The organism is Pseudomonas sp. NPDC078700, assembly GCF_044542375.1.
Lineage (GTDB): Bacteria > Pseudomonadota > Gammaproteobacteria > Pseudomonadales > Pseudomonadaceae > Aquipseudomonas.
Map to the genome: position 1 here is coordinate 388,642 of NZ_JBITUI010000002.1, position 24,148 is coordinate 412,789.

The following is a 24,148-nucleotide window of genomic DNA, read 5'->3' on the forward strand; positions in this document are numbered from 1 at the left end:
GGTCGTCACTAAAATTTGTGACGTCCCGAGTGGATATGTACAATGACCACCCTTTTGCCTGCGCAAAGCTGGGGCGATGCCCTGCGCGCACGGTAAGTTATTGAATTAGAAAGTAATTACCTCCCTAGAAAAGGAGGCAGCCTGGTGAGAGTCCCTATGAAAGCAGGTTTGTACCGTCCTGATGAGTTCAAGGATAACTGCGGCTTCGGCCTGATTGCCCATATGCAGGGCGAGGCTAGCCATCACCTGCTGCAGACCGCTATCGAAGCCCTGACATGCATGACCCACCGTGGTGGGATCAACGCTGACGGTAAGACTGGCGATGGCTGTGGTCTGCTGATGCAGAAGCCTGATGCATTCCTGAGGGCAATTGCCCAGGAGCAGTTGTCTGTCGAGTTGCCTGAGCAATACGCCGTGGGTATGGTTTTTTTCAACCAAGACCCGGTCAAAGCCCAAGCTGCTCGTGAGAACATGAATAAAGAGATTCTGGCCGCTGGCCTGAGTCTGATCGGCTGGCGTAAAGTGCCAATCGACACCAGCGTACTGGGCAGACTGGCGCTTGAGCGTTTGCCGCAGATTGAGCAGGTGTTTATTGGTGGTGAAGGCCTTAGCGACCAACAGTTCGCGATCAAGTTATTCTGCGCGCGTCGCCGTTCTTCGGTGAGCAATGCGGTGGATGCTGAGCATTACATTTGCAGCTTTTCGCACAAGACCATCATCTACAAAGGTTTGATGATGCCGGCGGACCTGCAGCAGTTCTACCCGGATCTGGGTGACGAACGCCTGCAAACCGCTATTTGTGTGTTCCACCAGCGTTTCTCGACCAACACACTGCCGAAGTGGCCGTTGGCGCAGCCGTTCCGTTTCTTGGCGCACAATGGTGAGATCAACACCATTACCGGTAACCGTAACTGGGCGCAGGCGCGTCGCACCAAGTTCGCCAACGGCCTGATCCCTGATCTCGACGAGCTAGGCCCGTTGGTTAACCGCGTGGGTTCGGACTCATCGAGCATGGACAACATGCTTGAGCTGATGGTCACCGGCGGTATCGACCTGTTCCGTGGCGTGCGTATGATCATTCCACCGGCCTGGCAGAACGTTGAAACCATGGACGCCGATTTGCGCGCGTTCTACGAATACAACTCCATGCACATGGAGCCTTGGGATGGTCCGGCTGGCGTCGTGCTAACCGATGGCCGCTATGCCGTGTGCCTGCTTGACCGTAACGGCTTGCGTCCAGCGCGCTGGGTGACCACCACCAATGGCTATATCACCCTTGCATCGGAAATCGGCGTTTGGGATTACAAGCCAGAAGAAGTCATCGCCAAAGGCCGTGTCGGACCAGGTCAGGTTCTGGCTGTCGACACTGAAACCGGGCAAGTGCTTAACGCCGAAGACATCGACAACCGTTTGAAGTCGCGCCACCCTTACAAGCAATGGCTGCGCAAGAGCGGTATGCGTATTCAGGCGACCATGGACGACCACGACCACGGTTCCGACTTCTATTCAGCAGACCGCCTGAAGCAATACATGAAGATGTATCAGGTGACCTTCGAGGAGCGCGACCAAGTGCTGCGCCCACTGGGTGAGCAAGGTCAGGAAGCCGTTGGCTCGATGGGTGACGACACGCCAATGGCGGTGTTGTCGCAGCGTGTACGCTCGACTTATGACTACTTCCGCCAGCAGTTTGCGCAGGTTACCAACCCGCCAATCGACCCGCTGCGTGAAGCCATTGTTATGTCGCTGGAGATCTGCCTCGGTGCCGAGCGCAACATCTTCGAAGAGTCGCCAGAACATGCCACGCGCGTAATCCTCAGCTCGCCAGTCATCTCGCCAGCCAAATGGCGCACCTTGATGAACCTGGAAAGCCCAGGCTTTGAACGTCATTTCATCGACATGAACTATGACGAAAGCATCGGCCTGCAAGCTGCTGTCACCAATATGGCTGACCAGGCAGAGGAAGCAGTACGCTCCGGTAAAGTGTTGCTGGTACTCAGTGACCGCAACATTGAACAGGGCAAGCTACCGGCCCATGCGTCATTGGTTGTGGGTGCAGTGCATCACCGGTTGACCGAAAAAGGCCTGCGTTGCGACTGTAATATTCTGGTCGAAACCGCGACTGCACGTGATCCACATCACTACGCAGTCTTGCTCGGCTTCGGCGCCTCGGCGGTATATCCGTTCCTGGCCTATGAAGTGCTCGGTGACCTGATCCGTACCGGGGAAGTGCTTGGCGACCTCTATGAAGTGTTCAAGCACTACCGCAAAGGCATCTCCAAAGGCCTGTTGAAGATCCTTTCGAAGATGGGTATCTCGACAGTTGCCTCGTATCGTGGCGCGCAACTGTTTGAAGCCGTTGGTTTGTCCGATGAAGTTGTTAATGTCAGCTTCCGTGGTGTTGCCAGCCGCATCAAAGGCGCACGCTTTGTTGATATTGAAGCTGAGCAGAAACTGCTGGCCAATGAAGCCTGGAGCAACCGTAAGCCGATTCAACAAGGTGGCTTGCTGAAGTTTGTCCATGGCGGCGAATACCATGCTTACAACCCTGATGTGGTTAACACCCTTCAGGTTGCCGTGCAGCAGGGTAACTACGAAAAATACAAAGAATACAGCGCGCTGGTTGATACCCGGCCGGTGTCGATGATCCGTGACCTGCTCAAACTCAAACAGGCTGACAAGCCATTGAGTCTTGATCAGGTTGAGCCGTTGGAATCGATCTTCAAGCGCTTTGACTCGGCGGGTATCTCGCTGGGTGCCTTGTCGCCTGAAGCTCACGAAGCTATCGCCGAAGCGATGAACCGCCTGGGTGCGCGTTCTAACTCCGGTGAAGGCGGCGAAGATCCATCGCGCTACGGCACCATTCGCACCTCGAAAATCAAGCAGGTGGCCACAGGTCGTTTCGGTGTCACTCCGGAATATCTAGTCAATGCTGAAGTGCTGCAGATCAAAGTCGCTCAGGGCGCTAAGCCGGGCGAGGGCGGTCAGTTGCCGGGCGGTAAAGTTAACGGTTTGATTGCACGCCTGCGTTACGCAGTGCCGGGCGTCACCCTGATTTCGCCACCGCCGCACCACGACATCTACTCGATTGAGGATTTGGCTCAGCTGATCTATGACCTCAAGCAGGTCAACCCGGCTGCGCTGGTTTCGGTCAAGTTGGTTGCAGAAGCAGGTGTGGGTACGATCGCGGCAGGTGTGGCCAAAGCCTACGCTGACCTGATCACCATTTCAGGTTACGACGGCGGTACCGGTGCATCACCACTGACCTCGATCAAGTATGCGGGTGCTCCGTGGGAGTTGGGTCTGGCTGAAACGCACCAAACCCTGCGCGGCAACGACTTGCGCGGCAAGGTTCGAGTGCAGACTGACGGCGGCTTGAAGACTGGTCTTGATGTGATCAAGGCAGCAATTCTCGGGGCTGAAAGCTTTGGCTTTGGTACTGCACCGATGATTGCGTTGGGCTGTAAATACCTGCGTATTTGCCACCTCAACAACTGCGCAACCGGTGTTGCAACCCAGAACGACAAACTGCGTAAAGACCACTTCATCGGTACGGTTGAAATGGTCATGAACTTCTTCAAGTTCGTGGCTGAAGAAACCCGTGAATGGTTGGCGCTGGTGGGTGTGAGCAGTCTGGAGGAGCTGATTGGCCGTACCGATTTGCTTGAAATCCTGCCGGGCGAAACAGCCAAGCAGAACAACCTGGACATCAGCCCGCTGCTTGGCAGTGACCTGATTCCGGCTGACAAGCCGCAGTTCTGTACAGTTGATCGCAACCCGCCATTTGACCAAGGTCTGCTTGCAGAGAAAATGGTTGAACTGGCGAGTGAAGCCATCGCTTCAGCAAGTGGCGGTGAGTTTGAACTCGACATTTGCAACTGCGACCGTTCGATTGGTGCCCGTGTATCCGGTGAAATTGCCCGTAAACACGGTAACCAGGGCATGGCTAAAGCGCCGATCACGTTCCGCTTCAAAGGCACTGCTGGGCAGAGCTTTGGGGTGTGGAACGCCGGTGGCTTGAACATGTACCTGCAAGGCGACGCTAACGACTACGTCGGTAAAGGCATGACCGCCGGTAAATTGGTGATTACGCCGCCGCAGGGCAGCCCATTTGCCACTCAGGACAGCGCCATCATCGGTAACACCTGCTTGTACGGTGCAACCGGCGGTAAGCTGTTTGCAGCCGGCACTGCTGGCGAGCGTTTTGGTGTACGTAACTCGGGTGCTCATGCGGTTGTTGAGGGCACGGGCGACCATTGCTGCGAATACATGACTGGCGGTTTCATTTGTGTGCTGGGTAAGACGGGCTATAACTTCGGCTCAGGCATGACTGGCGGTTTCGCCTATGTGCTTGATCTGGACAACAGCTTCTACGACAAAGTTAACCATGAACTGGTCGAGATTCAGCGCATCAACAGTGAGGCGATGGAGGCTTACCGCAGCCATCTGCAAGCTGTGTTGGCTGAATATGTTGCTGAAACAGCCAGTGAGTGGGGCGCTAATCTGCTTGAGAACCTGGACGATTACTTGCGTAAGTTCTGGTTGGTCAAGCCGAAGGCTGCCAGCCTCAAATCCTTGCTGTCGAGCATGCGCGCTAACCCGCAATAGAACAGCTTCAAGCGGCTGTCCTGGGCCTTAATGCTCAGGGCAGCATGCTCACCGTGATTGTCTTGCTGCGCCGATTTATAAGCTGCGCACGCTGTTGAGAGGTTTTGAAATGACTGAACGTCTGAATAACGACTTCCAGTTCATCGAAGTTGGGCGTAAAGACCCAAAAAAGAAGCTGTTGCGTCAACGCAAAAAAGAATTTGTTGAGATTTACGACAACTTCAAACCGGCTGTTGCCGCCGATCAGGCGCACCGTTGCCTGGGTTGCGGTAATCCCTATTGCGAATGGAAGTGCCCGGTGCACAACTTCATACCTAACTGGTTGAAGTTGGTCTCTGAAGGCAACATCCTGGCTGCAGCCGAGCTGTCGCACCAGACCAATACGCTGCCGGAAGTCTGTGGCCGTGTGTGCCCGCAAGACCGCCTCTGTGAAGGGGCTTGTACCCTTAACGATGGTTTCGGTGCGGTGACTATCGGTTCGGTCGAGAAGTACATCACCGACACGGCTTTCGCCATGGGCTGGCGGCCTGATATGTCGGGTGTTAAACCGACTGGCAAGCGTGTGGCTGTGATCGGAGCAGGTCCTGCGGGCTTGGGTTGCGCTGATGTATTGGTGCGCAGTGGTGTGACGCCGGTGGTGTTCGATAAGAACCCAGAAATCGGCGGCCTGCTGACATTTGGTATTCCTGAGTTCAAGCTCGAAAAAACTGTCCTGAGCCATCGCCGTGAGGTTTTCACTGGCATGGGTATTGAGTTCCGTCTCAATACCGAAATCGGTAAAGACATCAGCATGGATGAACTGCTCGCTGAATACGATGCCGTGTTCATGGGTATGGGCACCTACACCTACATGAAAGGTGGTTTCCCGGGCGAAGACTTGCCGGGTGTACACGATGCGTTGGATTTCTTGATCGCCAACGTTAATCGCAACCTGGGTTTCGAGAAGTCGCCAGAAGACTTTATCGACATGAAGGGCAAGCGCATTGTCGTACTTGGCGGTGGTGATACGGCCATGGACTGCAACCGCACCTCGATTCGTCAGAGCGCCAAGTCCGTGACCTGCGCCTACCGTCGTGACGAAGAGAACATGCCGGGTTCGCGCAAGGAAGTTAAGAACGCCAAAGAAGAAGGTGTTCGCTTCCTGTTCAACCGTCAGCCAATCGCCATTGTCGGTGAAGACAAGGTTGAAGGTGTCAAGGTTGTTGAAACCCGCCTGGGTGAGCCTGATGCCCGTGGCCGTCGCAGCCCAGAGCCGATTCCTGGTTCGGAAGAGATCATCCCGGCGGAAGCTGTGCTGATCGCGTTTGGTTTCCGTCCAAGCCCTGCACCTTGGTTTAGCCAGTTTGAAATCGAAACTGACAGCCAGGGCCGTGTGGTTGCACCGGAGCAGAGCCAGTTCAAGCACCAGACCAGCAACCCGAAGATCTTCGCCGGTGGCGATATGGTCCGTGGTTCCGATCTGGTGGTGACGGCAATCTTCGAAGGCCGTAACGCCGCTGAAGGTATTCTCGACTATCTGGGCGTCTAAAACGCTATTGCCGTAACTTCATGGCTCCTAAAAAGCCGTGATTGAACGCGGCAAATCGTCACGATAGACAAAAGGCACGGCACTCGCCGTGCCTTTTGCATTGTGGTCTGCGAAAATACCCGCACTTTTTCTCGTGCTGGCCACTGCTGACTGATGTGAGTGTCATGCGGCGAACTGCGAGAGCTGAGAATTCTATGACTTACAGAGAATTGTGAAGATGACTGCCTTGAAGAACGACCGTTTCCTGCGCGCCCTGCTCAAGCAGCCTGTAGATGTCACCCCGGTGTGGATGATGCGTCAGGCTGGCCGTTACTTGCCGGAATACCGTGCGAGCCGGGCTAAGGCGGGCGACTTCATGAGCTTGATGATGAACCCAGAGTTCGCCTGTGAAGTGACCATGCAACCCTTGGATCGCTATCCACAGTTGGACGCCGCAATTCTGTTCTCAGACATTCTGACCATTCCCCACGCCATGGGTCAGGGTCTGTATTTTGAAACAGGCGAGGGCCCGCGCTTCAAAAAAGTCATCAGCTCAGCTGCCGATGTAGATGCGCTGCAAGTGACCGATCCTGAGAAAGATCTCGGTTATGTCATGGATGCCGTGCGCACCATCCGTCGTGAGCTTAATGGTCGCGTGCCGCTGATTGGTTTCTCTGGCAGCCCATGGACCTTGGCCACTTACATGGTTGAAGGCGGTTCTTCCAAGGATTTCCGCAAGTCCAAAGCCATGCTCTATGACAATCCGCAAGCCATGCACAACTTGCTGGACAAGCTGGCACAGTCGGTCACCGCTTACCTCAATGGGCAGATTCTCGCGGGTGCTCAGGCAGTACAGATTTTCGATACCTGGGGCGGTAATCTGTCATCTGCTGCGTACCAAGAGTTCTCGCTGGCTTATATGCAGAAGATCGTTAAGGGGCTGATCCGTGAGCACGACGGACGTAAAGTCCCGGTGATCTTGTTCACCAAGAACGGCGGCCTTTGGCTTGAGTCGATGGCGGCGACCGGTGCAGATGCACTGGGCCTGGATTGGAGCTGCGATATCGGCGAGGCGCGTAAGCGCGTGGGTAATCAGGTTGCGCTACAGGGCAACATGGACCCGACGGTGCTGTACGCCAAGCCAGAGGCAATTCGTAAAGAGGTTGCACGCATTCTCGCCAGCTACGGCACCGGCACAGGCCATGTATTCAACCTGGGCCATGGCATCACGCCTGAAGTAGACCCTGCCCATGCCGGTGCATTTCTTGAAGCGGTGCATGAGTTGTCGGCGCAGTATCAACCGTAAGCCTATTGCTGCGCGGCGAAAAAGCCGCGCAGCGTTATGGTATTCGCAGTGCTTGCTATAGGGCACAGAGTTGTCCAATGGAAACGATGCGAAGTCTACGCAGCAGTTACGTATTGATTGAGCATCGCGGGTGAGTTTCATGCTCGCTTAGAGGGTTTACTCGAAGAGTGCTTGGACCCGGGCCAGCACATCGTCAATTACCACATCAGGCACTGACTCAATGCGTTTTGCGCTACGAGCCACAAGGTCTACGGTGCGAATCTGGTTACACAGAACAACGCCTTGGGTTTCAGTACCAGAACCACTTAGTGGTACTGCGAAACCCGCATAACGGGCAAAGTCACCGCCCTGCGTGATGGGCGCGATTATGGCCAGCCCAGATGCGTTATAAGCTGCAGGCGTAAGAACCAACGCCCGACGAAAATCTCCCTGCTGTTCACGCCCAGCCGTTGGGCTCAAGTTCAGGCGGACAATATCTGCCCGATTAAATGTGCCTCGCTTCAAACCTCACGTCCTGTCGGCGTCATGCTGTTCCACTCGCTCAGCTCTACGGGTTCAGGTGCATTCAAGTCACATTTGGCCATTAGATCAGCTAGCCGATAGTGCAGTTTGGTTTTAGCCGGTTTAAGCGTCATCACATCTGCAGATGCATCCAGTGTCAGCACATCGCCGCTGGAGAGACTCATTTGTTTGAGCACAGTTGCCGGTAGTCGAATCGCTGCGCTATTGCCCCATTGCTGAATTTTGACTTCCATATGATCACCTCATGAAGTAGATACATTGTAGAAACCAGCGAGATAAACGCAAGCAAAAGTTTAGACCCAGCGCATAGGCAAAGGGTAAGCAAAACAGTGCTTGTCCTCCGGCCTCTGGGCGATGTCTTCTGTATTCGAAGTGTATGCGGTCGGTAGGCTTGACTTGCAACCTGATATTGATTCGTAAGGATCGAATAGCAGCGCAGTTGAGCTCCGTGGTTTAAGCCTGAAGTCGGCTTACCGGCGGCTTTATCGACAACTATTGGCAAGTACTCTTAGGCCTTCGCTCAACCCAAGCGTACTTGCCAAAGGTGCGATCACTTGATCTTGGCCAGCTTGCCTTTAAGTGCGACGCCTGCCACGAATGCGCCGGCATGGCATTCATAGTTCTTGCTGTCGCGCATCTCATTGCGCTTGTAGAAACTACTGATATCCACCACGGCATTCGCCCCAGCTTTTTTGGCCGCGTCTTGCAGCGTAATCAACGCAGACTTTAATACCCAAGAGCAGGCCTCTTGGTCAGACTTGTTGAAGGCGTTGGTTTTTTTGTTGGTGACCACTTCATTTAGCGTGTTGGATTTAGCCGGCAGCTTTTCACCTGCTAGATAAAATTTGACGCTGCCATCCAAGCGGCCTTCTTCTGTTGCATCGACGACAACGGTGTGAAAATCGAGCATTAGTTTGGTATCACGGGCCTGACTCAGCCCAGGAACGGCGGCTAGGATAGCCAGGGCAAAACTCCAGTGTTTAAGCTGCATTATTGTTCTCTCCATGGTGGTTGTGTTCAGCCTATCTGTGGCTGTTTTTGTTGTAAAACGGCTAATGGGTTATTGCTCGTTAAGCCCCCAGCGCTTAAAAATCAGCGAAGTATTAACCCCGCCAAAGGCGAAGTTGTTATTCATCACGTATTCATTACTCATCTGCCGAAACGCCCCATGCAGATAGTCGAGCGGACCACAGCGGGGGTCGATGTGATTGAGATTGAGGGTGGGCACGTACTGATCACTGTTCATCATCTCGATGCAAAACCAGGACTCCAGTGCGCCGCATGCGCCCAAGGTATGACCGAGAAAGCTTTTCTGTGAGCTGATTGGCATCTGCTCGCCAAACAGGCTGCTGGTGGCCAATGTTTCTGCGATATCGCCTTGCTCTGTAGCGGTGCCATGCCCATTCACATAGCCAATTGCATGGGGCTCAAGCTCGGCATCGTCCAAGGCCAACTGCATGGCTTGGCGCATGGTTGCTTGTTCCGGTTTGGTAATGTGCAGGCCATCAGCATTGCAGCCGAAGCCAACAATCTCAGCATGAATGCGTGCACCTCGGGCGAGGGCATGCTCAAGTTCTTCGAGCACTAACATCCCTGCACCTTCACCGATGACAAGACCATCACGCGAACTGTCGTATGGGCGTGGTGAGCTTTGCGGGGCATCGTTCTGCAGGCTGGTGGCATAGAGTGCATCAAACACCATCGCCTCGGTCGGGCAGAGTTCTTCGGCGCCGCCTGCGAGCATCAAGGGTAAACGTCCAAACTTGATTGCTTCAAAGGCGTAGCCTATTCCTTGGCTACCGCTGGTACAGGCACTTGAAGTCGGAATCAGCCGACCCTTCAGACCGAAGAAAATGCTGATATTGGCCGCTGTGGTATGGGGCATCATGCGGATATAGGAGTTGGCATTAAGGCCATCGGCGACCGAGTTCAGCAGCATATTGCCGAAGGCTTTGATTTCTTCAGTGCTACCAGTGGAGGAGCCGCAGGCAACGCCCATGCGGCCATCTTGAATGCATGGGTCGCCCAAAAGATTGGCATCTGCAAGGGCTCGCTCGGCGGCATAGACCGCCAATTTGGAGACACGCCCCATGCTGCGCAATTGCTTGCGCGTCCAATGCTTGGGCACGCTGAAATTATCAATTGGCCCGCCAAGACGCGTGTTCAACTCGGAATAACGGTCCCACTCATCCATGCGGCGAATGCCGCTACGGTTGGCGCGGAAGTTGGCTGCGATGCTTGGCCAGTCATCACCCAAAGAGGTAACGCCCGCCATGCCGGTGACTACCACGCGTTTACAAGCTTTCATCAGCACAGCCCTCCGTTCACAGCGAGGACTTGGCGGGTGATGTAGCCGGCTTCTTCAGACATCAGAAAATTCACCGCGCCTGCTACTTCCTCGGGTGTGCCAAGGCGCTGCACAGGGATCATCTTAAGTAACTCATCCACGGGTACATGCTCATCAAGCATGTCGGTATCGATCAGCCCGGGGGCCACGCAGTTAACCGTAATCTTGCGCTTGCCCAGTTCAATGGCGAGGGCTTTGGCTGCACCAATAACACCGGCCTTGGAGGCGCTGTAATTGACTTGGCCGCGGTTGCCAATGAGCCCGGAAACCGAGGTAATGCAAACGATACGACCAGGCTTTCGCCGGCGAATCATTGGCATGGTCAGCGGTTGCAGGACATTGTAAAAACCGTCCAGGTTGGTGCGTAAGACTTGATCCCAGTCATCTTCGCTGAGGGCCGGGAAAGCGCCGTCACGGGTGAGCCCGGCATTGCAGACCACTCCGTAATAGGCGCCGTGCTGCTCGATGTCGGCCTCAAGTTGCTCGCGGCAGGCGGCGCGGTCGGCAACGTCAAACTGAAGGATGCGTGCGCTTTGCCCCAGGGCGGTAACTTCAGCTTGTACCGCTTGCGCATCTTCACGCCGGGTTCGGCAATGCAACACCAGATCATGACCGGCGCTGGCCAAGCGTAAGGCAATGGCCCGGCCAATACCGCGACTGGAACCGGTTACCAATATAGGGTCAGACATGCTTTGGGGCCTCGCCGGATTCTTGTATAAACTGGGTTATGTTAGGCGGTTGAAATACATTGAGGCGGGCTGTTGCGTAAATGCCCGGGCCGTTGAGGTGGCATTCGAACACCGCCATGCCATTGTCATCTTGTAATGTGCGCAGGGCCTTGATCTGCAGCACTGCTCCCAAGGGGAACGATTCGACATCGCACTCGAACTTGCGGGTGCCGAGCAAAAAGCCCAGCGCCACAGGTTTATTTGCTGCCCGCGCATGACTGCCTGCAAAAGCGGCGATGCTCTGGGCCATAAGCTCTACACCTAACCATGCGGGGTAACTGCCGTCCGCCTGGTTGAACAGTCCACCGGCCTTAACCTGCACGCGGGTCTCGACATCGTCTTCGCCGTAGCTGACAACTTCATCCAGCAAGATCATATCGCCTGAATGAGGGACAAGTTCTGCCATTGAAAAAAGACTCATGGCATCACTCCAAAGATCAGGCTGAGGTTACTGCCGCCAAAGGCAAATGAATTGCTCATGGCGTAACGCGCAGGCGTCTCAAATCGAGTGCCGGGTTCCGCCAGTTTGATGGGCGCAAGTTGCGGATCAGGCGCGCCATCCCATCTATGTGGCGGCACCCAATGACTGGGGTTGTGTTCGCTAAGCGTTAGCCAGCAAAACGCTGCTTCCAGTGCTCCAGCCGCCCCCAGGGTATGGCCGCTAAGCGCTTTAGTTGACGAACACAAAACACCTTGAGGAAACACGGCCTGTACGGCTAGGGATTCCATGGCGTCATTATGCTGAGTCGCGGTGCCGTGCAGGTTCAGGTAATCGATATCTTCAGCCTCAAGTTTGGCTGCGCTCAGGGCCGTGCGCATGGCCTGCTGTGCGCCCAGTCCATTGGGCTCAGGGGCGGAAATATGATGGGCGTCTGAGGTTGCACCGCCACCGAGCAGTGCAATGGCTTTGGGGGCATTGCTGTTTGGGTCACGGGACATTAGAAACAACGCAGCGCCTTCGCCAATATTGATGCCCTGGCGATTGCGCGAAAATGGCTGGCAGCGTTCTTCGCTCACCGCTTCGAGTGAGCTGAAGCCATTGATGGTTAGGCCACATAAGCTGTCGGCTCCGCCGCAGAGCACTGCATCACAGACGCCTTGCTCCAGCAGTCGATGAGCGCTAAGCAATGCCCGCGCACTTGAGGTGCAGGCCGTTGAGATGCAGTAGGTGGGTCCGCTGAGGCCGAGCCAGTCGCTTAGAAAGGTGGCGGGGGCTGAGATCTCTTGCTGAGCGTATGAATAGTCGGCAGGCAGCGCGCCGTGGGCGTCATGCAGGGCAATACTTTGTGCTGCTTCATCAATGCCCGATGTGCTGGTGCCGATGACTACCGCCACTCGATGACTGCCTACACGTTCAATGGCTTGGCGGATTTGCGGCTCGATTTGCCGTGCCGCCGCAAGCAACAACTGATTGTTGCGGCTCAGGGATGCTTCCATCCCGGCGGGCATCTCGGGTAGCTGGCTGGTCACTGTGCCAAGGGTGAGGTCTCGATCATTGAGCCAGCCACTTTGCTTGCGCATACCTGAGGTATCCCCACTGAACAGTGCGTGGGCGACCGTTTGGGTGTCTGCGCCGAGCGCGCAAATCAGCCCAAGATGATTAATGTAACTGGGCATCAAGGTTTCTCGTCTGAGGCGATACGAGTGACGTGATAACGCACCTGGGCGTTCGTCTCAAGGGTGAAATCAAGAGGTTCACTGTAACTGATCCGCCAGTCGGGGCTCAGTTCTCGTTGTCTGTCATTGATCAGCTTCCAGCTGTGTGCCGGGTAACTCTCGGCAAGGCTGGCGGCTGGGCTGAGCGCAAATAAAATAGCTGCAAAGAGTTCGCGTGCCGGCGGGTTCGGCGGTAGAAGCCCTTCGTCATGCCAGACACCAGCGATCAGATTTTGGCGAGATAACGGCGTGCCCATCGGATCAAACAATGACCAGCGTAATGCTGAGCGCTGCGCCTGAATGACCAGCAGCCAAGTTTGTGGGCCATCTGTAGCTTGGCGCTCAATCTGCAAGGTCAGTGGTAATTGGCTTGGCAGCTTTGGCGCTGTCTGCGGCACTGGCGTATGGGCGGCGCAAGCGGTCAGCAGCAGGCACAGGCTGATTGTCAGGCCGCGTACTCGCTGGCTGAGCATAATCAAGTGGCGATAGATCAAGAGTCTACCTGCAAAGGCTTGCGCGCCACGACATTGACCAGGGTTTCATCGCGCTCCCCAGACGGTTTTGGTTTATGTAAACCCAAGCGTTCCAGCAGGCCGAAATCCTTGGCACGGCTCCACCACAAGTAAGGATATGACACCTGCTCAGGACTGAACTCGAAGCCTTGCTTATGCAGCATGTGCAAGTATTGTTCGGCCGTTTTTTGCACGTGCATGGGGTGGCGGAACAACCAACGGATTACCCAGGTATCGATATAGAAACGGGTTGATTCGGCAAAGAGTAACAGCCCGCCGGGTTTGAGCACTCGGTAGAACTCGGCCAGCGCCTGATCTTGCTCCACCAGATGATGGAAGGTCTGGTGGCAAAACAAGATGTCGACGCTTGCATCTGCCAGTTTTATTGCCGCGCAATCGCTGCTGACTAACTGCACCTCAATGCCTGCGTTGCGGGCTTCCGTCTGCGAGCATTGCAAGCTGTGCGGGTCGGCGTCTAAGCCGATCAGCTGGCTTGGGGCAAAAGCCTGGTGCAAGAGTTTGAAAGACTTGCCTTGCCCGCAGCCTGCATCCAGTACCACCGGAGCCTTTGGCAGCGCTGAGCCTGCGAGTGCCTTGAGGTCATTGATCGCGACACGTAACACGTGGTGCTGCCAGACATGGCTTTGCAGGAACCAGATACCAAATCCGGTTTCATCAACATAGGTATTTGCAGCAGGGTTCATAACAGTCCTTGTCAGGTTGGCGAGCAAAGTTGTGCAAGCACGCTCAGGCGGCGTTTAGGCTCCGCAACATAGGGGTTGCTTTGGTCCCAGGCATAGCCAGCGAGAATTGAGCTGATCATGCGGCGGATAGGCGGTGCAGCATTTTCGAAGAAAATGACATCTTGGAACGTGCCGTCGTACCAACCTTCAACATAGGCGCGGAAGGTATCCACACCACGTTTCAATGGCTCGGCAAACTGGGTTTGCCAATCAACCTGTTCGCCACTCAGCTGAAGGTGCAGCACCTTGGCTGCCATGCTCGCTGAGCGCATGGCAATAGTCACGCCGGAAGAAAACACCGGGTCGAGAAATTCGGCAGCATTGCCCAGTAATGCATAGCCGGGACCGTGCAGCTGTTTTACGTTTGCCGAGTAGCCGCCCAGCGTGTTGACCGGTGTATCCCAGACGGCGTTGGCCAAAACACGCGCTAGCGAGGGCGCCTGTCTTATCAGTTCACGCAAGCAAGCTTCGGGGTCATCACTCAAGCCTTCGAAGCGTTTAGCATCAGCGACAACCCCAACTGAACTGCGGCCATTGCTGAATGGGATGGTCCAGTACCAAATATCGCGCAGTTGCGGATGGGTGGTAATAAGGATGCGCTCACGGTTGAATGCAGGGCTGTGGATGCGGTCTTCGATGTGGCTGAACAGTGCCTTGCGTACCGGAAAGGTCGACGGCAGCTCAAGGTCAAGCAAGCGTGGGAGTACGCGGCCAAAGCCACTGGCATCCAGGACGAAGCTGCAGTTGACTAAGTACTCTTCATTGTCGCTTAAGCGTTTGACCTTCAACTGCGGGCGCTTGGCGTCAAAGTCAGCCGCTATCACCTGTTGTTCATAGCGAACCTCAACGCCTTGGCGCTGCGCTTCGTCGGCGAGGATCTTGTCGAATTTGGCCCGTTCAACCTGAAAGGTCGAGCCCTTGCCAACGGTGAAGCCGTCGCGAAAATCGATGTCGGTATAGCGCTCGCCATAGGCAAATGCAGCGCCATGCTTAACTTGGAAGCCAGCGTTCTCGATGGCATCGAGCATGCCCGCCTCTTCGACAAAATCGAGGCAGTGCGAAAGCAGGCTTTCGCCAATCGAGAAGCGCGGAAACTGCTGGCGTTCGAGCACTAAAACATCATGGCCATTGCGTTTTAGCAGGGCGCTGGCGATTGCGCCTGCTGGGCCTGCGCCAATCACTACGACTGTTCTATCTTCGGTTTCAGCGGGCTTCACTGTGCGTCCCTGTAAGAGTGGTTTTCCCTGGCCCTGAGGTGACCGTTGAGGCGTTAGGGCTGGCCCAAGGTGAATAGATAAAACTGAATAACAAGCCGAGGCTGACCGTCAGGCCAAAGTTGGCAATGGCGGGTGTACTGCTGAACATCAACAGGCCGAACGAGAGCCAACTGGTGAGCGCCGAAAGCAATGTGCCAATCAGGCTCACGGCCTCACCGCCGACAGACTCACGCATGAGGATCGCATAGTCGATACCGATGGCGGTGATCAGCAGCAAACCGAAAACACTAAACAAGGTCAGTGGCTGCCCAAGCCAACCTAAGCAAGCCAAGGTCGTCAGTGCAGCCAGTAGCGGCAAACTGACCACGCGAAGTGCGCCGCGCAGGCCAAAGGGCAGGCACAGCAATACAACAATTGCTGCACAGGAAATCAGTTTCAGAGTGGCCGCGCTAATCTGGGTCTGGCTGAATAAGGCATTCAGCTCACCCAAACGGTCAACCAATTCAACCCCCTCAATACCTTTGGCGGCGTCTTGCAAACGTGCTGTGCTGGTTTGCCCATCGAGGCTGATTAAGCCGCTGACCCCTTGTGAGGTGGCTCCCATCCACAAGGGGCGCCATGGTTCTGCCAGTGGGGTGGCGAGCACTGCATCAAGTGACCTGGCCGGCTGCTGCACCAGTGCGTCCACTTCAGCAGTGAGCGCTGCTGGTGAAATACCGGCATCTAGCAGTGGCTGCCAATGCTGTTTCAGCGCTTTAAGCGCCACCTGCAGTTCACTTAGTTGTGGCGTTGCTAGAACCAGTTGATTGAGTGAGCGGTAGCCGCGTAATGCTTTGTCAGCGATCAAGCTGTCGAGGCGAGTGCTGAGCGCCGCTTGGCGTTGCAGCAGTTGTTGTTCATCCGCTGCGTGGACTAAATAAAACTGGCTGGTGGGTTGTTGACCTGTCAGCTCGGCAATGCGTTGTGCTTGGCTAGCAAGACCGGGCTCTTTACCCAGCCACTGACGCAGATCATTCTGGGTCTCTAACTGCATAATGCCACCCAGGCAAAATAGCGCCACGCCAATCATTAGTGGCCACGGTGCGTTTTTAATCAGGCGCCTGCGCCATTGCAGCATCCGCTGTGCCAGCTTGAGTAAGCCCGGAGCAGGTTGCAGACGCATGCCTTTAAACCACGCAGGTAACAGGCAAATCGCGCATAAATACGCGCCAATCAGCCCCGCTGCGGAAAATACTGCAATTTGGGTCAATGCTTGAAAGGGCGTGAATGCCAGCGCGATGTAGCCAAGCAAGTTGGTTGCCAGGCTCAAGCTTAAACCGGGGAGGGTTGCACGCATCGATGACCAGCTTTGCCAGTCCTGTTGCGCCCAGCATTTGCTCAGGTAGTGTTGCGGGTAATCAATGGCTACGCCGATTAGGCTGGCACCGAGAATCAGGGTTATGGCATTGATTTGGCCAAAGGCCATGACGCACGCAGCACTGCCCGCCAAAAGCGCCACCGCCACAGGCAGCAGGCTTAGCAATACTCGGGCTCGACGGTAAGCGAAATACAGCAGCGCGATCAGCGCCATGATGGCGCTACCACCCAACAGGCTGATCTCACGGCTGGCTTGGGTTTGTCCGGCATTGGCATAGAGCACGCCACCGCTTGCGAGGACTTGGCCGCCCGAAGCTTCGGCGATACGCCGTGCGTTGGCCACATCTGCCGCGACTAACGCCGGCGCTTGCAGGTCAAATGCGTTGCCGTGACTTTGCGCCCGTAGCAGCACCCACGTCATGTTCTTTTCGGCGATGACGAGCGCGCCGCTACCGAGATCAGCTTGCACCTTGCTGTGCGGGGCCAAGGTGGTTTGTGCCCGTGCAGTTAAGCCCAGCCAGTCTTGTTCGGTGGGCACCAGTGTTGTATTGGCGAAGGTGTCGAACAATTCGGCCAAGCGGCGCTGAATGAATGCCTGAGGCTGATGTATCAGCAGTTGTTTGTCAGCACTCGGGAGCAATGCCAAACGCCGGGCCAGAAGTTGCTGCCGAAGGCTCGGCACATCACTTTGCAAGTGCCACTGCACATTCTCGAAGTGTTTGCTGGCCTGCAGTTGTTGGCCTATTTGTTCTGCTAGCTGGATAGCTTGTGCACGCTTCGGGTGACCGACCAGCAGCAAAAGTTCACGGTTGAGCGGTTCCTGCATGCGCTTTTCTGCGGCTTGAACCTCTGCGTCGGCATGACTCTGTGGTAGCAGGGCAAGTAAGCTCGCCGCTATTGGCGGGCCATTGCGCCATTGCCAGGCCACCAGGCAGAGGAGCGCCACAAGCAATACGCCAAACAGGCGCGGTAAGGTGCGCTCAGTCGGCAAAGTCGGTTCGCTCGGTTTGATTCAGTGCGGTTGCGCCCTGGCTGTCTGGCAGCTTCAAGAGGGTGCGATCGCCTTGGGTTTCAAACAGCTCAATGCGTTGCACCAGCTGCGCGCCATGAATCTCTATACGGCTGAAAATCTGCTTGAGCAACAATGCGCGCGGCGTCAGCGTCAGCGCCCAGTCATCTTTGGTTCCTTGTAGCTGCAGGTCAAAGTCGCTCTTCAGTCCTGAGCTGTCGCCCCGTAACAACGCCAGAAACAAGCGGCTTTGTTGCGCGGCTGCGTTGTTGCCGGATTGCGCCTGCCAGCCAGAGGCCGTGCGTTTGGCGATGCCTGCACTGTTGATTCGGTAATCTTGTTTGATTGGGCTTTGTAACTGCCACAACAGTCCTTTGTCAGCCGCAAGAACAAACTGGCCGCGACTGGTCAGGGGCTGAGCCATGGCCTTCAGGTGTTTTTCTTGGATAAATGGGCCCCGTACAACGGCGTTTTTAGCGAGTTGGTTGCCAAGTGCGGTCAGGTCGAATGCGCTGGCAATGGGCGTCATCAATAGACAGCACAGTGCAAGCGCCATACGGCGTATTGAGCGACTCATGCCAGCGCCCGCTCTACAGCATTTACAAATACCCGCGGCGACGCCAGTTGCATTTCCCGGCTGGCAATATCAACGGCGACTTGTACACTGCTGGCACGGGTCATGCGTTCCCCGGTTGCAGCATCGCTGATCAGGTAATGAATTTTTAAGCGATTTTCCCACTCGACAAGGTCCGCTCGGACGATGAGCTTCTGGCCGAATGCGGCACCGCGGATGTAGCGCAGTTGCAGATCAATAATTGGCCAGGCAAAACCTGCATCACGCATGTGTGAGTAGTTGTGGCCGATTTTATCGAGCAGGGCGCAGCGGGCAATTTCGAGGTATTTGACATAATGGCCGTGCCAGACCACTTCCATCATGTCGACATCGAAAAAGGGCACGAGAATTTCACTCTCAACCTGCAACACGCCACTACTGCGCATAAAGCCTCCAGTGTTGTTGACGAATACGCTGCAGGCAGAGCCGCAACTCAGCTTCCAGGCCTCGGTCTTCTATAACGGGCGGGAATTCTTGCGCCAGTTGTTCGCGCATTTTCAGTAGCGCCTCAGGCAGTTGCCGTGGACTGCTTTGCAAGCGTAACCAGACACCCTGATTGGCAGCAAGCAGGGTGGCAGCGGCCACTTGTTCTGTCAGCTCAAGGCTGCGCAAGGCATCGCGAGCGGCAATAGTACCCATGCTGACCTTATCTTGGTTATGGCACTCGGTTGAACGCGAAAATACACTGGCTGGCAGGGTGTTTTTAAGTGCCTCGGCGGTCCAGGCGCTGGCACCAATCTGCACGGCTTTAAAGCCATGATTAATCATCGCGCTGCTAGCCGGTGCGCCGGATAAGTTGCTCGGCAGGCCGTGGTTGTAGCGGACATCAACCAGCAAGGCGAGCTGTCGGTCGAGTAGGTCTGCGACGTTGCCGACCAGATTTTTCAGGCTGTCCATGGCAAAGGCAATATGGCCGCCATAGAAGTGCCCGCCGTGCATGACGCGTTCGGTTTCGCCATCAATCAGCGGATTGTCATTGGCGCTATTGAGCTCGGTTTCAATAAATTGACGTAACAACCCCAGGCTGTCAGCCATGACCCCTAGCACGTGTGGTGCGCAGCGTAGCGAGTAGCGATCCTGCAGGCGATGAAGCGCGGCTGTCGGCCCGGTTATCGCCAGGTCTTCGCGTAGCCAGGCGGCAACCTGCATTTGCCCCGGGTGCGGTTTTGCGGCAAATAGGCGTTGGTCAAAGTGTTCCGGGTTGCCTTCCAGTGCGATCACATTTAGTGCGGTGATGCGGGTAGCGAGCTGCAGTAAATAGTCGGCACGTGAGTAGGCCAGGCACGCCAATGCGGTCATCACTGCTGTCCCATTCATCAAGGCCAAGGCTTCTTTGGGGCGTAAGGTCAGCGGTGTCCAACCCAATTCTTTATGCACCTCTTGGGCGCTGCGCTGCTGGCCTTTGTAAAACACTTCGCGTTCACCGCTTAGGGTCGCCGCAACGTATGACAGCGGGGTCAGGTCGCCGCTGGCACCCACCGATCCTTCTTCAGGAATTAACGGCAGAATGTCGTGCTCAAGGAACGCCTGTAAACGCTCAAGCAATTCAATGCGTACGCCAGAGACACCAAAACACAGCGATTGCAGGCGCGCAGCCAACACCGCACGGGTTGCTTCAGGTTCCAGCAGCTTGCCCAGGCCGCAGCCGTGAAAGGTATATAAATGGCGTGGCAGGGCTTCGACCTGATGCAGCGGCACGGCGACCACACAGGAGTCGCCATAACCTGTGGTCACGCCGTAAATCACGCCTTCTTTATCCAATAGGGTGTCGAGAAAGCGCGCCCCTTTGGCTATTTTTTCACGGTAGGCGGCGTCGTGCTGCAAGTGCGCTTTGGCGCGTTGCTGCGACAGCGCGACAACCTGCTCAATCGACAGGTGAGTTTCGCCAAAAATGACCGGCTCAGGCTGGTGTGTCGTCATCGGTATTCCAAAACGGATAAAAGTTGAACCACTGATCGGGGGCATCCAGGCAGCGCTGAGCTAGACGGTTGGCAAAGCGTTGCGTCCACTCATGTATCACGCTGTCGCGATTGTTGCGCTTCCATTGCACGCTGGCGGCGAAAGGCTCAAGCAGGATCTGATACCTGCCCGCTACTTTGATACAGCTCAAGAAGTTAACCGGGCATTTAAGCAGCCCAGCCAATAACCAGGGGCCTTGGGGGAATGCGGCCGGTTGACCGAGAAAGTCGACGCTTACCTGGCGTGCGCCGTGCAAGGCAACACGGTCGCCTGCTATTGCCAGCCACTCGCCTTGCTCAAGACGCTCTGATAATTGCAGCATAACCGCAGGATTGAGCTCGCTGACTTGGATCAGGCGCATGTTACTGGCGCCCGCCTCTGCGAGTAGCCGGTTAAATTGCTCGGCGTGTTTGGTGTGGACCAAGACATTCATGGTGACCTTGTCACCCAGCTCCGCCAGGGCGCGGCAGACTTCAAGATTGCCCAGGTGCGCGCCAACCAGCATTTGCCCGCGCGGGCTGTGCATCTGTTGGCGTAGTTGGTGGGGGTCAATCAGCTCAATATCGTTAAAGGTTAATTTCCCGCGCCAGATATCCAGCTTGTCGAGCAAGGCGTCAGCAAAGGCCTTGAACTGGGCAAACACCGAGCGCAACGTCGGCGCGGCAGTTTTGCCGCTCCACTGCATCAAGTTGTATTGATACTCGGCAATACTGCGTCGGGCTTTGCCGCCGAACACAAAGAAGTAGAGAACGATCAGATAGAGCAGAGGGCTAATCAGACGACGACCAAGAATGCGCGCGGCGGATACGGTGAACTTCATCAGCAGTAGGCTGCCGCGCTCTTGCTGAGAAGCCCAATGCTGGCGCTTTTCCGTCTGGCTCATTGACGCCACCTGCGCCAGACAATCAACGGTGCCCGCAGCAACATGCCAAAAAATAATTTGGCGTGCATTTTCGAAATGAGCAGATTGTCGTGGACCAGACGAAAATGCGAGAGGCCGTCCAAGGGATAGTTCACGTGGGTGGGTAGCCACTGGATTGGTTGGTTCTGCCACGTCATGCGCACCAGAATTTCCGGGTCGAAATCCATGCGCTTGCCCAGTTTAACTCGGTTGATTAGCGCTACAGTGCTGGCCAAGGGGTAAACCCTGAAACCGCACATGGAGTCGCGAATCTGCAGCGACAGGCTATTTATCCACACCCAAACATGCGTCAGGTAGCGCGCATATAAACGGCCTTTGGGCACACTGTTGTCGTATTCGGGGTAGCCGCAGATAAGTGAGTCAGGATGCAGGCGTGAGCAGTCGAGAAATGCGCTTATATCACTCAGGTTATGTTGGCCGTCAGCGTCCACTTGCAGGGCATGGCTGAAACCGAGCATCTGTGCCTCACGCAGGCCGGCCATTACGGCACCGCCTTTACCTTGATTTTGCAGCAGATGCACCGCATAACAATCCGCCTGCGCGGCAAGCTCTTCGATCACGGCAGTGCAAGCCGGACTGGAGGCATCGTTGACCAGAATGCACGGCAGCTTGGCTCGGCGTAATGCCGCGACCACATGCACCAGGGCGTGTTCGTGATTAAACACAGGAATGACGGCGCAGACGTTATGCATGGCCGGTCAGCAAGATACGGCCGGATGAGCACGGCGCATGGTTATGGCTGAAGTTAAAATACAGTTTGCTGCGGTCTGTATCGAAACGCAGCGACAGCTCGATGGCGTCACCGGGGCGCATCAGTTGCTGAAATTTGAGGACTTCCATGCCGGCGAAGCGTGGCGGTAGCTCGGTGAACAGTTGACGGGCTAAAGCCATCACCCAGCCAATCTGAACAACGCCTGGCACCACTGGGGTTGTGGCGAAGTGGCCGCTGAAGTGGGCAAGGTCGATCGGCACCTGAAGTTGCAGCACGAACACGCCATTGTCTTCAGTGAGGCTGTCAGGCTTGATCTGTGTAGGCCTTGCTGTGTCCAGAAGCTGCTCAATCTCAGTCTGTGCCAGCTTTCCCTGGCTGTTGTAGGGCAGCTCGGAAGCGAGTCGCCAGCGTCGAGGCAGTGCTATAGGCTCAACATGTTCGCTGAGATGGTTACGCAAACCCTGGGTGATGGTGCGCCGCCCTTGATTACGCAGTGCATAAAGGCCTTCTGGGCTGAGCGCAATCAGTGCGCCGAGAAATGCCCGCCCCTTGTGCAGCGCACCTACACGCGAATCGCTAACCCATGCATGACTATTTAGCGCGTGTTCAAGCATGGGCAGCGATACGCGCTTTTCTTCCAGTTTGATAATGCGGTCTAGCCGTGCGCGCAGCAAAAATCGCCCATCGGCTGCAATTTCAATCGCATCGGCGGTTTCTTCGCGTTGGCCGGTTGGCAGATAGGGGGAGGTCAGTGATAGAGCCCCTTCAGGCGTTTGGCACACTTCGACGCCATTGAAGGGCTGCCAGTATTCCCCGCCTTGCCGCCAAGCGATACCGCCGGTTTCAGAGCTGCCATAAATTTCGGTCGGATATTGCTGCAAATGCGCATGTAGATTTTGCGCGGCCTCAACGGGTAATGCGCCGCCAGATGAGAACACCTTGCGCGCCCTGCTCAAGGCTGGCCAGTTCAGGTTGTCGCTCATGCGTTTAAGCAACGCTGGGCTGGCGACCCAGATGAACTCTGGATGTGCGAGGCTGGCGCGTTGTATGTCTTCACTGAAGGGTAGGGCGCGTCGCAGGAAAACCCGGCCTGCGCACAGGGGCCATAACACCCGGAAAAGAAGGCCATAGATATGCTGTGCCGAGACACTGGAGACCACCACTGCTGCGCCAATCGCATTACCCCAGAGCTGCTCCAGTGCGGTGACTTCGTTGGCGAGTTGCTTGAGGCTCTTTTCGATCAGCTTGGGCTCGCCACTTGAGCCGGATGTGCACAAGGTCAGGCGGCACGTCTCAGTGTCTAAGCGCGTTGCAAGCGCAGGCGTGCAATGGCAGGTTTCTGGCAAGGCGTCGAGCCATAGATCAACCTGTGCCGTCAGCTTTGAGCGGGTTTGTTGCTGTGCATCAGCGGCGAGTAATACGGTCACGCCTGCCTGCCACGCGGCAAACAAAGCAATTGCCAGATCGCTTGCATCGTCGAGATACAGGGCGATGCGCTGAACTTTCTGGGCGTTGAAGTAGCCCGCCAGCAACAGCGCCTGTTGGCAAAACCGCTCATGGTTAAGCGCTGGTTCAAGGCTAACGCTGCGTAGAGCCTGTGGCTCAAGTAACAAGGCCTCAAGGGAAATCCATTTCATGCGAATCTTCTTACGCGTTGGCGAACTAACCATTCAACAGCGAACAGTAGCCCCATCAATAAATAGGCAATCAAACCGTTATAGAGCGTCCACCATGACAGGGGTGCCCATAACGTCAGGGCTGTTGCGATCAACCCATTACAAAAAAAGAACCCAGCCCACACCTGCGTAACGGCACGGGTATAACGCACAGCCACAGCCGGTAGCTCAGGCTCACGCAAACGCGCCAGGCGCTCAATCAGCGGTGGCCCGAATTTTAGGCTCAAGGCAAACAAGCAAAGAAGCATGGTATTCAACAGCACCGGGTACCAGCGCAATAAAGCGGGCTCACCTGCGACGCCGAGTAATGCGCAGAACATCAGCGCGGCCAATGCCATCCAGCGGCCACCTGGACGCTTTTCGCGCAGCAGCAACCGGGCCAGCCACAAACCACCGAGCAGCGCCGCAAATACACGTGGCGATAAATGCTCAATGCCGAAATACACCGCAAACGGATATGCCAGTCCAGCGAGTAATAAAACCAGACCAAGCAGGCGGCTCATATGGGTTCTGGGTTGACCAGCTTGAATACGGCCTCGACCACATCACCCACAGTGCGTACAGATTTGAACTCATCGGCAGCTATTTTTTTGCCGGTTTTACGCTTGATGTGGTCAATCAAGTCAACTGCATCAATGCTGTCGATTTCCAGGTCTTGATACAGGTTGGCATTGAGGCTGATGTCCGCGGCGTTGAGCTCGAACAACTCGACAAGTGAGTCGCGCAGTGTATTAAAAATTTCATCACGATTTTGCATG

At 55.7% G+C, this 24,148-nt stretch carries 22 protein-coding genes; 3 read left to right on the top strand and 19 right to left on the bottom strand.

Going from position 1 to position 24,148, the window contains the following annotated elements:
* Window positions 1-156 precede the first annotated feature (156 nt).
* From gltB to hemE, 3 genes are all read left to right on the top strand, one after another.
* Window positions 157-4,605, top strand: a complete 4,449-nt coding sequence (gene gltB / locus ACIGCM_RS07670) for a glutamate synthase large subunit (protein WP_397501451.1) — start codon at window positions 157-159, stop codon at window positions 4,603-4,605.
* A gap of 109 nt (window positions 4,606-4,714) precedes the next feature.
* Window positions 4,715-6,133 (top strand): FAD-dependent oxidoreductase, encoded by a 1,419-nt coding sequence (locus ACIGCM_RS07675; RefSeq protein ID WP_397501452.1) that lies wholly within the window; start codon window positions 4,715-4,717, stop codon window positions 6,131-6,133.
* Window positions 6,134-6,350: 217 nt separating this feature from the next.
* Complete coding sequence (gene hemE / locus ACIGCM_RS07680) at window positions 6,351-7,418, top strand: uroporphyrinogen decarboxylase (protein ID WP_397501453.1); 1,068 nt, start codon at window positions 6,351-6,353, stop codon at window positions 7,416-7,418.
* A 156-nt stretch (window positions 7,419-7,574) separates the two neighbouring features.
* On the opposite strand, the gene ACIGCM_RS07685 is transcribed toward hemE, so the two are convergent.
* The 19 genes from ACIGCM_RS07685 to ACIGCM_RS07775 form a co-directional block, all read right to left on the bottom strand.
* Entirely contained in the window at window positions 7,575-7,922 is a 348-nt protein-coding gene (locus tag ACIGCM_RS07685; protein WP_397501454.1) for a type II toxin-antitoxin system ChpB family toxin, read from the bottom strand.
* Window positions 7,919-8,173 (bottom strand): AbrB/MazE/SpoVT family DNA-binding domain-containing protein, encoded by a 255-nt coding sequence (locus ACIGCM_RS07690; RefSeq protein ID WP_397501455.1) that lies wholly within the window; start codon window positions 8,171-8,173, stop codon window positions 7,919-7,921. The genes ACIGCM_RS07685 and ACIGCM_RS07690 overlap by 4 nt, the downstream gene beginning before the upstream one ends.
* 317 nt (window positions 8,174-8,490) lie before the next feature.
* A complete protein-coding gene (locus tag ACIGCM_RS07695) occupies window positions 8,491-8,931 on the bottom strand; it encodes an excinuclease (RefSeq protein ID WP_397501456.1) in 441 nt (146 codons plus the stop codon).
* A 69-nt stretch (window positions 8,932-9,000) separates the two neighbouring features.
* Entirely contained in the window at window positions 9,001-10,248 is a 1,248-nt protein-coding gene (locus ACIGCM_RS07700) for a beta-ketoacyl-ACP synthase (RefSeq protein ID WP_397501457.1), read from the bottom strand.
* Window positions 10,248-10,976 carry a 3-ketoacyl-ACP reductase FabG2 gene (locus ACIGCM_RS07705; RefSeq protein ID WP_397501458.1) on the bottom strand — a complete coding sequence of 243 codons (729 nt, stop codon included), beginning with the start codon at window positions 10,974-10,976 and terminating at the stop codon, window positions 10,248-10,250. Before ACIGCM_RS07705 ends, ACIGCM_RS07700 begins: the two co-directional genes overlap by 1 nt.
* On the bottom strand, window positions 10,969-11,436 hold the full coding sequence (locus tag ACIGCM_RS07710; protein WP_397501459.1) for a hotdog family protein: 468 nt from the start codon (window positions 11,434-11,436) through the stop codon (window positions 10,969-10,971). The genes ACIGCM_RS07705 and ACIGCM_RS07710 overlap by 8 nt, the downstream gene beginning before the upstream one ends.
* Complete coding sequence (locus ACIGCM_RS07715; protein WP_397501460.1) at window positions 11,433-12,632, bottom strand: beta-ketoacyl-[acyl-carrier-protein] synthase family protein; 1,200 nt, start codon at window positions 12,630-12,632, stop codon at window positions 11,433-11,435. Before ACIGCM_RS07715 ends, ACIGCM_RS07710 begins: the two co-directional genes overlap by 4 nt.
* Window positions 12,632-13,144: a DUF3261 domain-containing protein gene (locus ACIGCM_RS07720; RefSeq protein WP_397501971.1), complete on the bottom strand. Its 513-nt coding sequence runs from the start codon at window positions 13,142-13,144 to the stop codon at window positions 12,632-12,634. The genes ACIGCM_RS07715 and ACIGCM_RS07720 overlap by 1 nt, the downstream gene beginning before the upstream one ends.
* Before the next feature lie 17 nt (window positions 13,145-13,161).
* Window positions 13,162-13,887 carry a class I SAM-dependent methyltransferase gene (locus tag ACIGCM_RS07725; RefSeq protein ID WP_397501461.1) on the bottom strand — a complete coding sequence of 242 codons (726 nt, stop codon included), beginning with the start codon at window positions 13,885-13,887 and terminating at the stop codon, window positions 13,162-13,164.
* Between the two features lie 11 nt (window positions 13,888-13,898).
* Window positions 13,899-15,143 carry an NAD(P)/FAD-dependent oxidoreductase gene (locus ACIGCM_RS07730; protein WP_397501462.1) on the bottom strand — a complete coding sequence of 415 codons (1,245 nt, stop codon included), beginning with the start codon at window positions 15,141-15,143 and terminating at the stop codon, window positions 13,899-13,901.
* Window positions 15,130-17,490, bottom strand: a complete 2,361-nt coding sequence (locus ACIGCM_RS07735) for an MMPL family transporter (RefSeq protein ID WP_397501463.1) — start codon at window positions 17,488-17,490, stop codon at window positions 15,130-15,132. Before ACIGCM_RS07735 ends, ACIGCM_RS07730 begins: the two co-directional genes overlap by 14 nt.
* Window positions 17,480-18,085 (bottom strand): outer membrane lipoprotein carrier protein LolA, encoded by a 606-nt coding sequence (locus ACIGCM_RS07740; RefSeq protein WP_397501464.1) that lies wholly within the window; start codon window positions 18,083-18,085, stop codon window positions 17,480-17,482. The genes ACIGCM_RS07735 and ACIGCM_RS07740 overlap by 11 nt, the downstream gene beginning before the upstream one ends.
* Window positions 18,082-18,507: an acyl-CoA thioesterase gene (locus tag ACIGCM_RS07745; RefSeq protein ID WP_397501465.1), complete on the bottom strand. Its 426-nt coding sequence runs from the start codon at window positions 18,505-18,507 to the stop codon at window positions 18,082-18,084. Before ACIGCM_RS07745 ends, ACIGCM_RS07740 begins: the two co-directional genes overlap by 4 nt.
* Entirely contained in the window at window positions 18,497-20,041 is a 1,545-nt protein-coding gene (gene hutH, locus ACIGCM_RS07750; protein WP_397501466.1) for a histidine ammonia-lyase, read from the bottom strand. The genes ACIGCM_RS07745 and hutH overlap by 11 nt, the downstream gene beginning before the upstream one ends.
* Entirely contained in the window at window positions 20,022-20,963 is a 942-nt protein-coding gene (locus tag ACIGCM_RS07755) for a glycosyl transferase (protein ID WP_397501467.1), read from the bottom strand. The genes hutH and ACIGCM_RS07755 overlap by 20 nt, the downstream gene beginning before the upstream one ends.
* Entirely contained in the window at window positions 20,960-21,694 is a 735-nt protein-coding gene (locus ACIGCM_RS07760; protein ID WP_397501468.1) for a glycosyltransferase family 2 protein, read from the bottom strand. Before ACIGCM_RS07760 ends, ACIGCM_RS07755 begins: the two co-directional genes overlap by 4 nt.
* Window positions 21,687-23,351 (bottom strand): AMP-binding protein, encoded by a 1,665-nt coding sequence (locus ACIGCM_RS07765; RefSeq protein ID WP_397501469.1) that lies wholly within the window; start codon window positions 23,349-23,351, stop codon window positions 21,687-21,689. The genes ACIGCM_RS07760 and ACIGCM_RS07765 overlap by 8 nt, the downstream gene beginning before the upstream one ends.
* Window positions 23,348-23,893, bottom strand: coding sequence for a hypothetical protein (locus tag ACIGCM_RS07770; protein ID WP_397501470.1), 546 nt, complete (start codon window positions 23,891-23,893; stop codon window positions 23,348-23,350). The genes ACIGCM_RS07765 and ACIGCM_RS07770 overlap by 4 nt, the downstream gene beginning before the upstream one ends.
* On the bottom strand, window positions 23,890-24,147 hold the full coding sequence (locus ACIGCM_RS07775; protein ID WP_397501471.1) for an acyl carrier protein: 258 nt from the start codon (window positions 24,145-24,147) through the stop codon (window positions 23,890-23,892). Before ACIGCM_RS07775 ends, ACIGCM_RS07770 begins: the two co-directional genes overlap by 4 nt.
* Between the last annotated feature and the right edge of the window lies 1 nt (window position 24,148).

What these genes read in the sequence shown, in the direction of transcription:
- gltB (WP_397501451.1), top strand. Translation starts at nt 157, where the DNA reads ATGAAAGCAGGTTTGTACCGTCCTGATGAGTTCAAGGATAACTGCGGC.
- ACIGCM_RS07675 (WP_397501452.1), top strand. Translation starts at nt 4,715, where the DNA reads ATGACTGAACGTCTGAATAACGACTTCCAGTTCATCGAAGTTGGGCGT.
- hemE (WP_397501453.1), top strand. Translation starts at nt 6,351, where the DNA reads ATGACTGCCTTGAAGAACGACCGTTTCCTGCGCGCCCTGCTCAAGCAG.
- ACIGCM_RS07690 (WP_397501455.1), bottom strand. Translation starts at nt 8,173, where the DNA reads ATGGAAGTCAAAATTCAGCAATGGGGCAATAGCGCAGCGATTCGACTA.
- ACIGCM_RS07695 (WP_397501456.1), bottom strand. Translation starts at nt 8,931, where the DNA reads ATGCAGCTTAAACACTGGAGTTTTGCCCTGGCTATCCTAGCCGCCGTT.
- ACIGCM_RS07700 (WP_397501457.1), bottom strand. Translation starts at nt 10,248, where the DNA reads ATGAAAGCTTGTAAACGCGTGGTAGTCACCGGCATGGCGGGCGTTACC.
- ACIGCM_RS07705 (WP_397501458.1), bottom strand. Translation starts at nt 10,976, where the DNA reads ATGTCTGACCCTATATTGGTAACCGGTTCCAGTCGCGGTATTGGCCGG.
- ACIGCM_RS07710 (WP_397501459.1), bottom strand. Translation starts at nt 11,436, where the DNA reads ATGAGTCTTTTTTCAATGGCAGAACTTGTCCCTCATTCAGGCGATATG.
- ACIGCM_RS07715 (WP_397501460.1), bottom strand. Translation starts at nt 12,632, where the DNA reads ATGCCCAGTTACATTAATCATCTTGGGCTGATTTGCGCGCTCGGCGCA.
- ACIGCM_RS07720 (WP_397501971.1), bottom strand. Translation starts at nt 13,144, where the DNA reads ATGCTCAGCCAGCGAGTACGCGGCCTGACAATCAGCCTGTGCCTGCTG.
- ACIGCM_RS07725 (WP_397501461.1), bottom strand. Translation starts at nt 13,887, where the DNA reads ATGAACCCTGCTGCAAATACCTATGTTGATGAAACCGGATTTGGTATC.
- ACIGCM_RS07740 (WP_397501464.1), bottom strand. Translation starts at nt 18,085, where the DNA reads ATGAGTCGCTCAATACGCCGTATGGCGCTTGCACTGTGCTGTCTATTG.
- ACIGCM_RS07745 (WP_397501465.1), bottom strand. Translation starts at nt 18,507, where the DNA reads ATGCGCAGTAGTGGCGTGTTGCAGGTTGAGAGTGAAATTCTCGTGCCC.
- hutH (WP_397501466.1), bottom strand. Translation starts at nt 20,041, where the DNA reads ATGACGACACACCAGCCTGAGCCGGTCATTTTTGGCGAAACTCACCTG.
- ACIGCM_RS07755 (WP_397501467.1), bottom strand. Translation starts at nt 20,963, where the DNA reads ATGAGCCAGACGGAAAAGCGCCAGCATTGGGCTTCTCAGCAAGAGCGC.
- ACIGCM_RS07760 (WP_397501468.1), bottom strand. Translation starts at nt 21,694, where the DNA reads ATGCATAACGTCTGCGCCGTCATTCCTGTGTTTAATCACGAACACGCC.
- ACIGCM_RS07765 (WP_397501469.1), bottom strand. Translation starts at nt 23,351, where the DNA reads ATGAAATGGATTTCCCTTGAGGCCTTGTTACTTGAGCCACAGGCTCTA.
- ACIGCM_RS07770 (WP_397501470.1), bottom strand. Translation starts at nt 23,893, where the DNA reads ATGAGCCGCCTGCTTGGTCTGGTTTTATTACTCGCTGGACTGGCATAT.
- ACIGCM_RS07775 (WP_397501471.1), bottom strand. Translation starts at nt 24,147, where the DNA reads ATGCAAAATCGTGATGAAATTTTTAATACACTGCGCGACTCACTTGTC.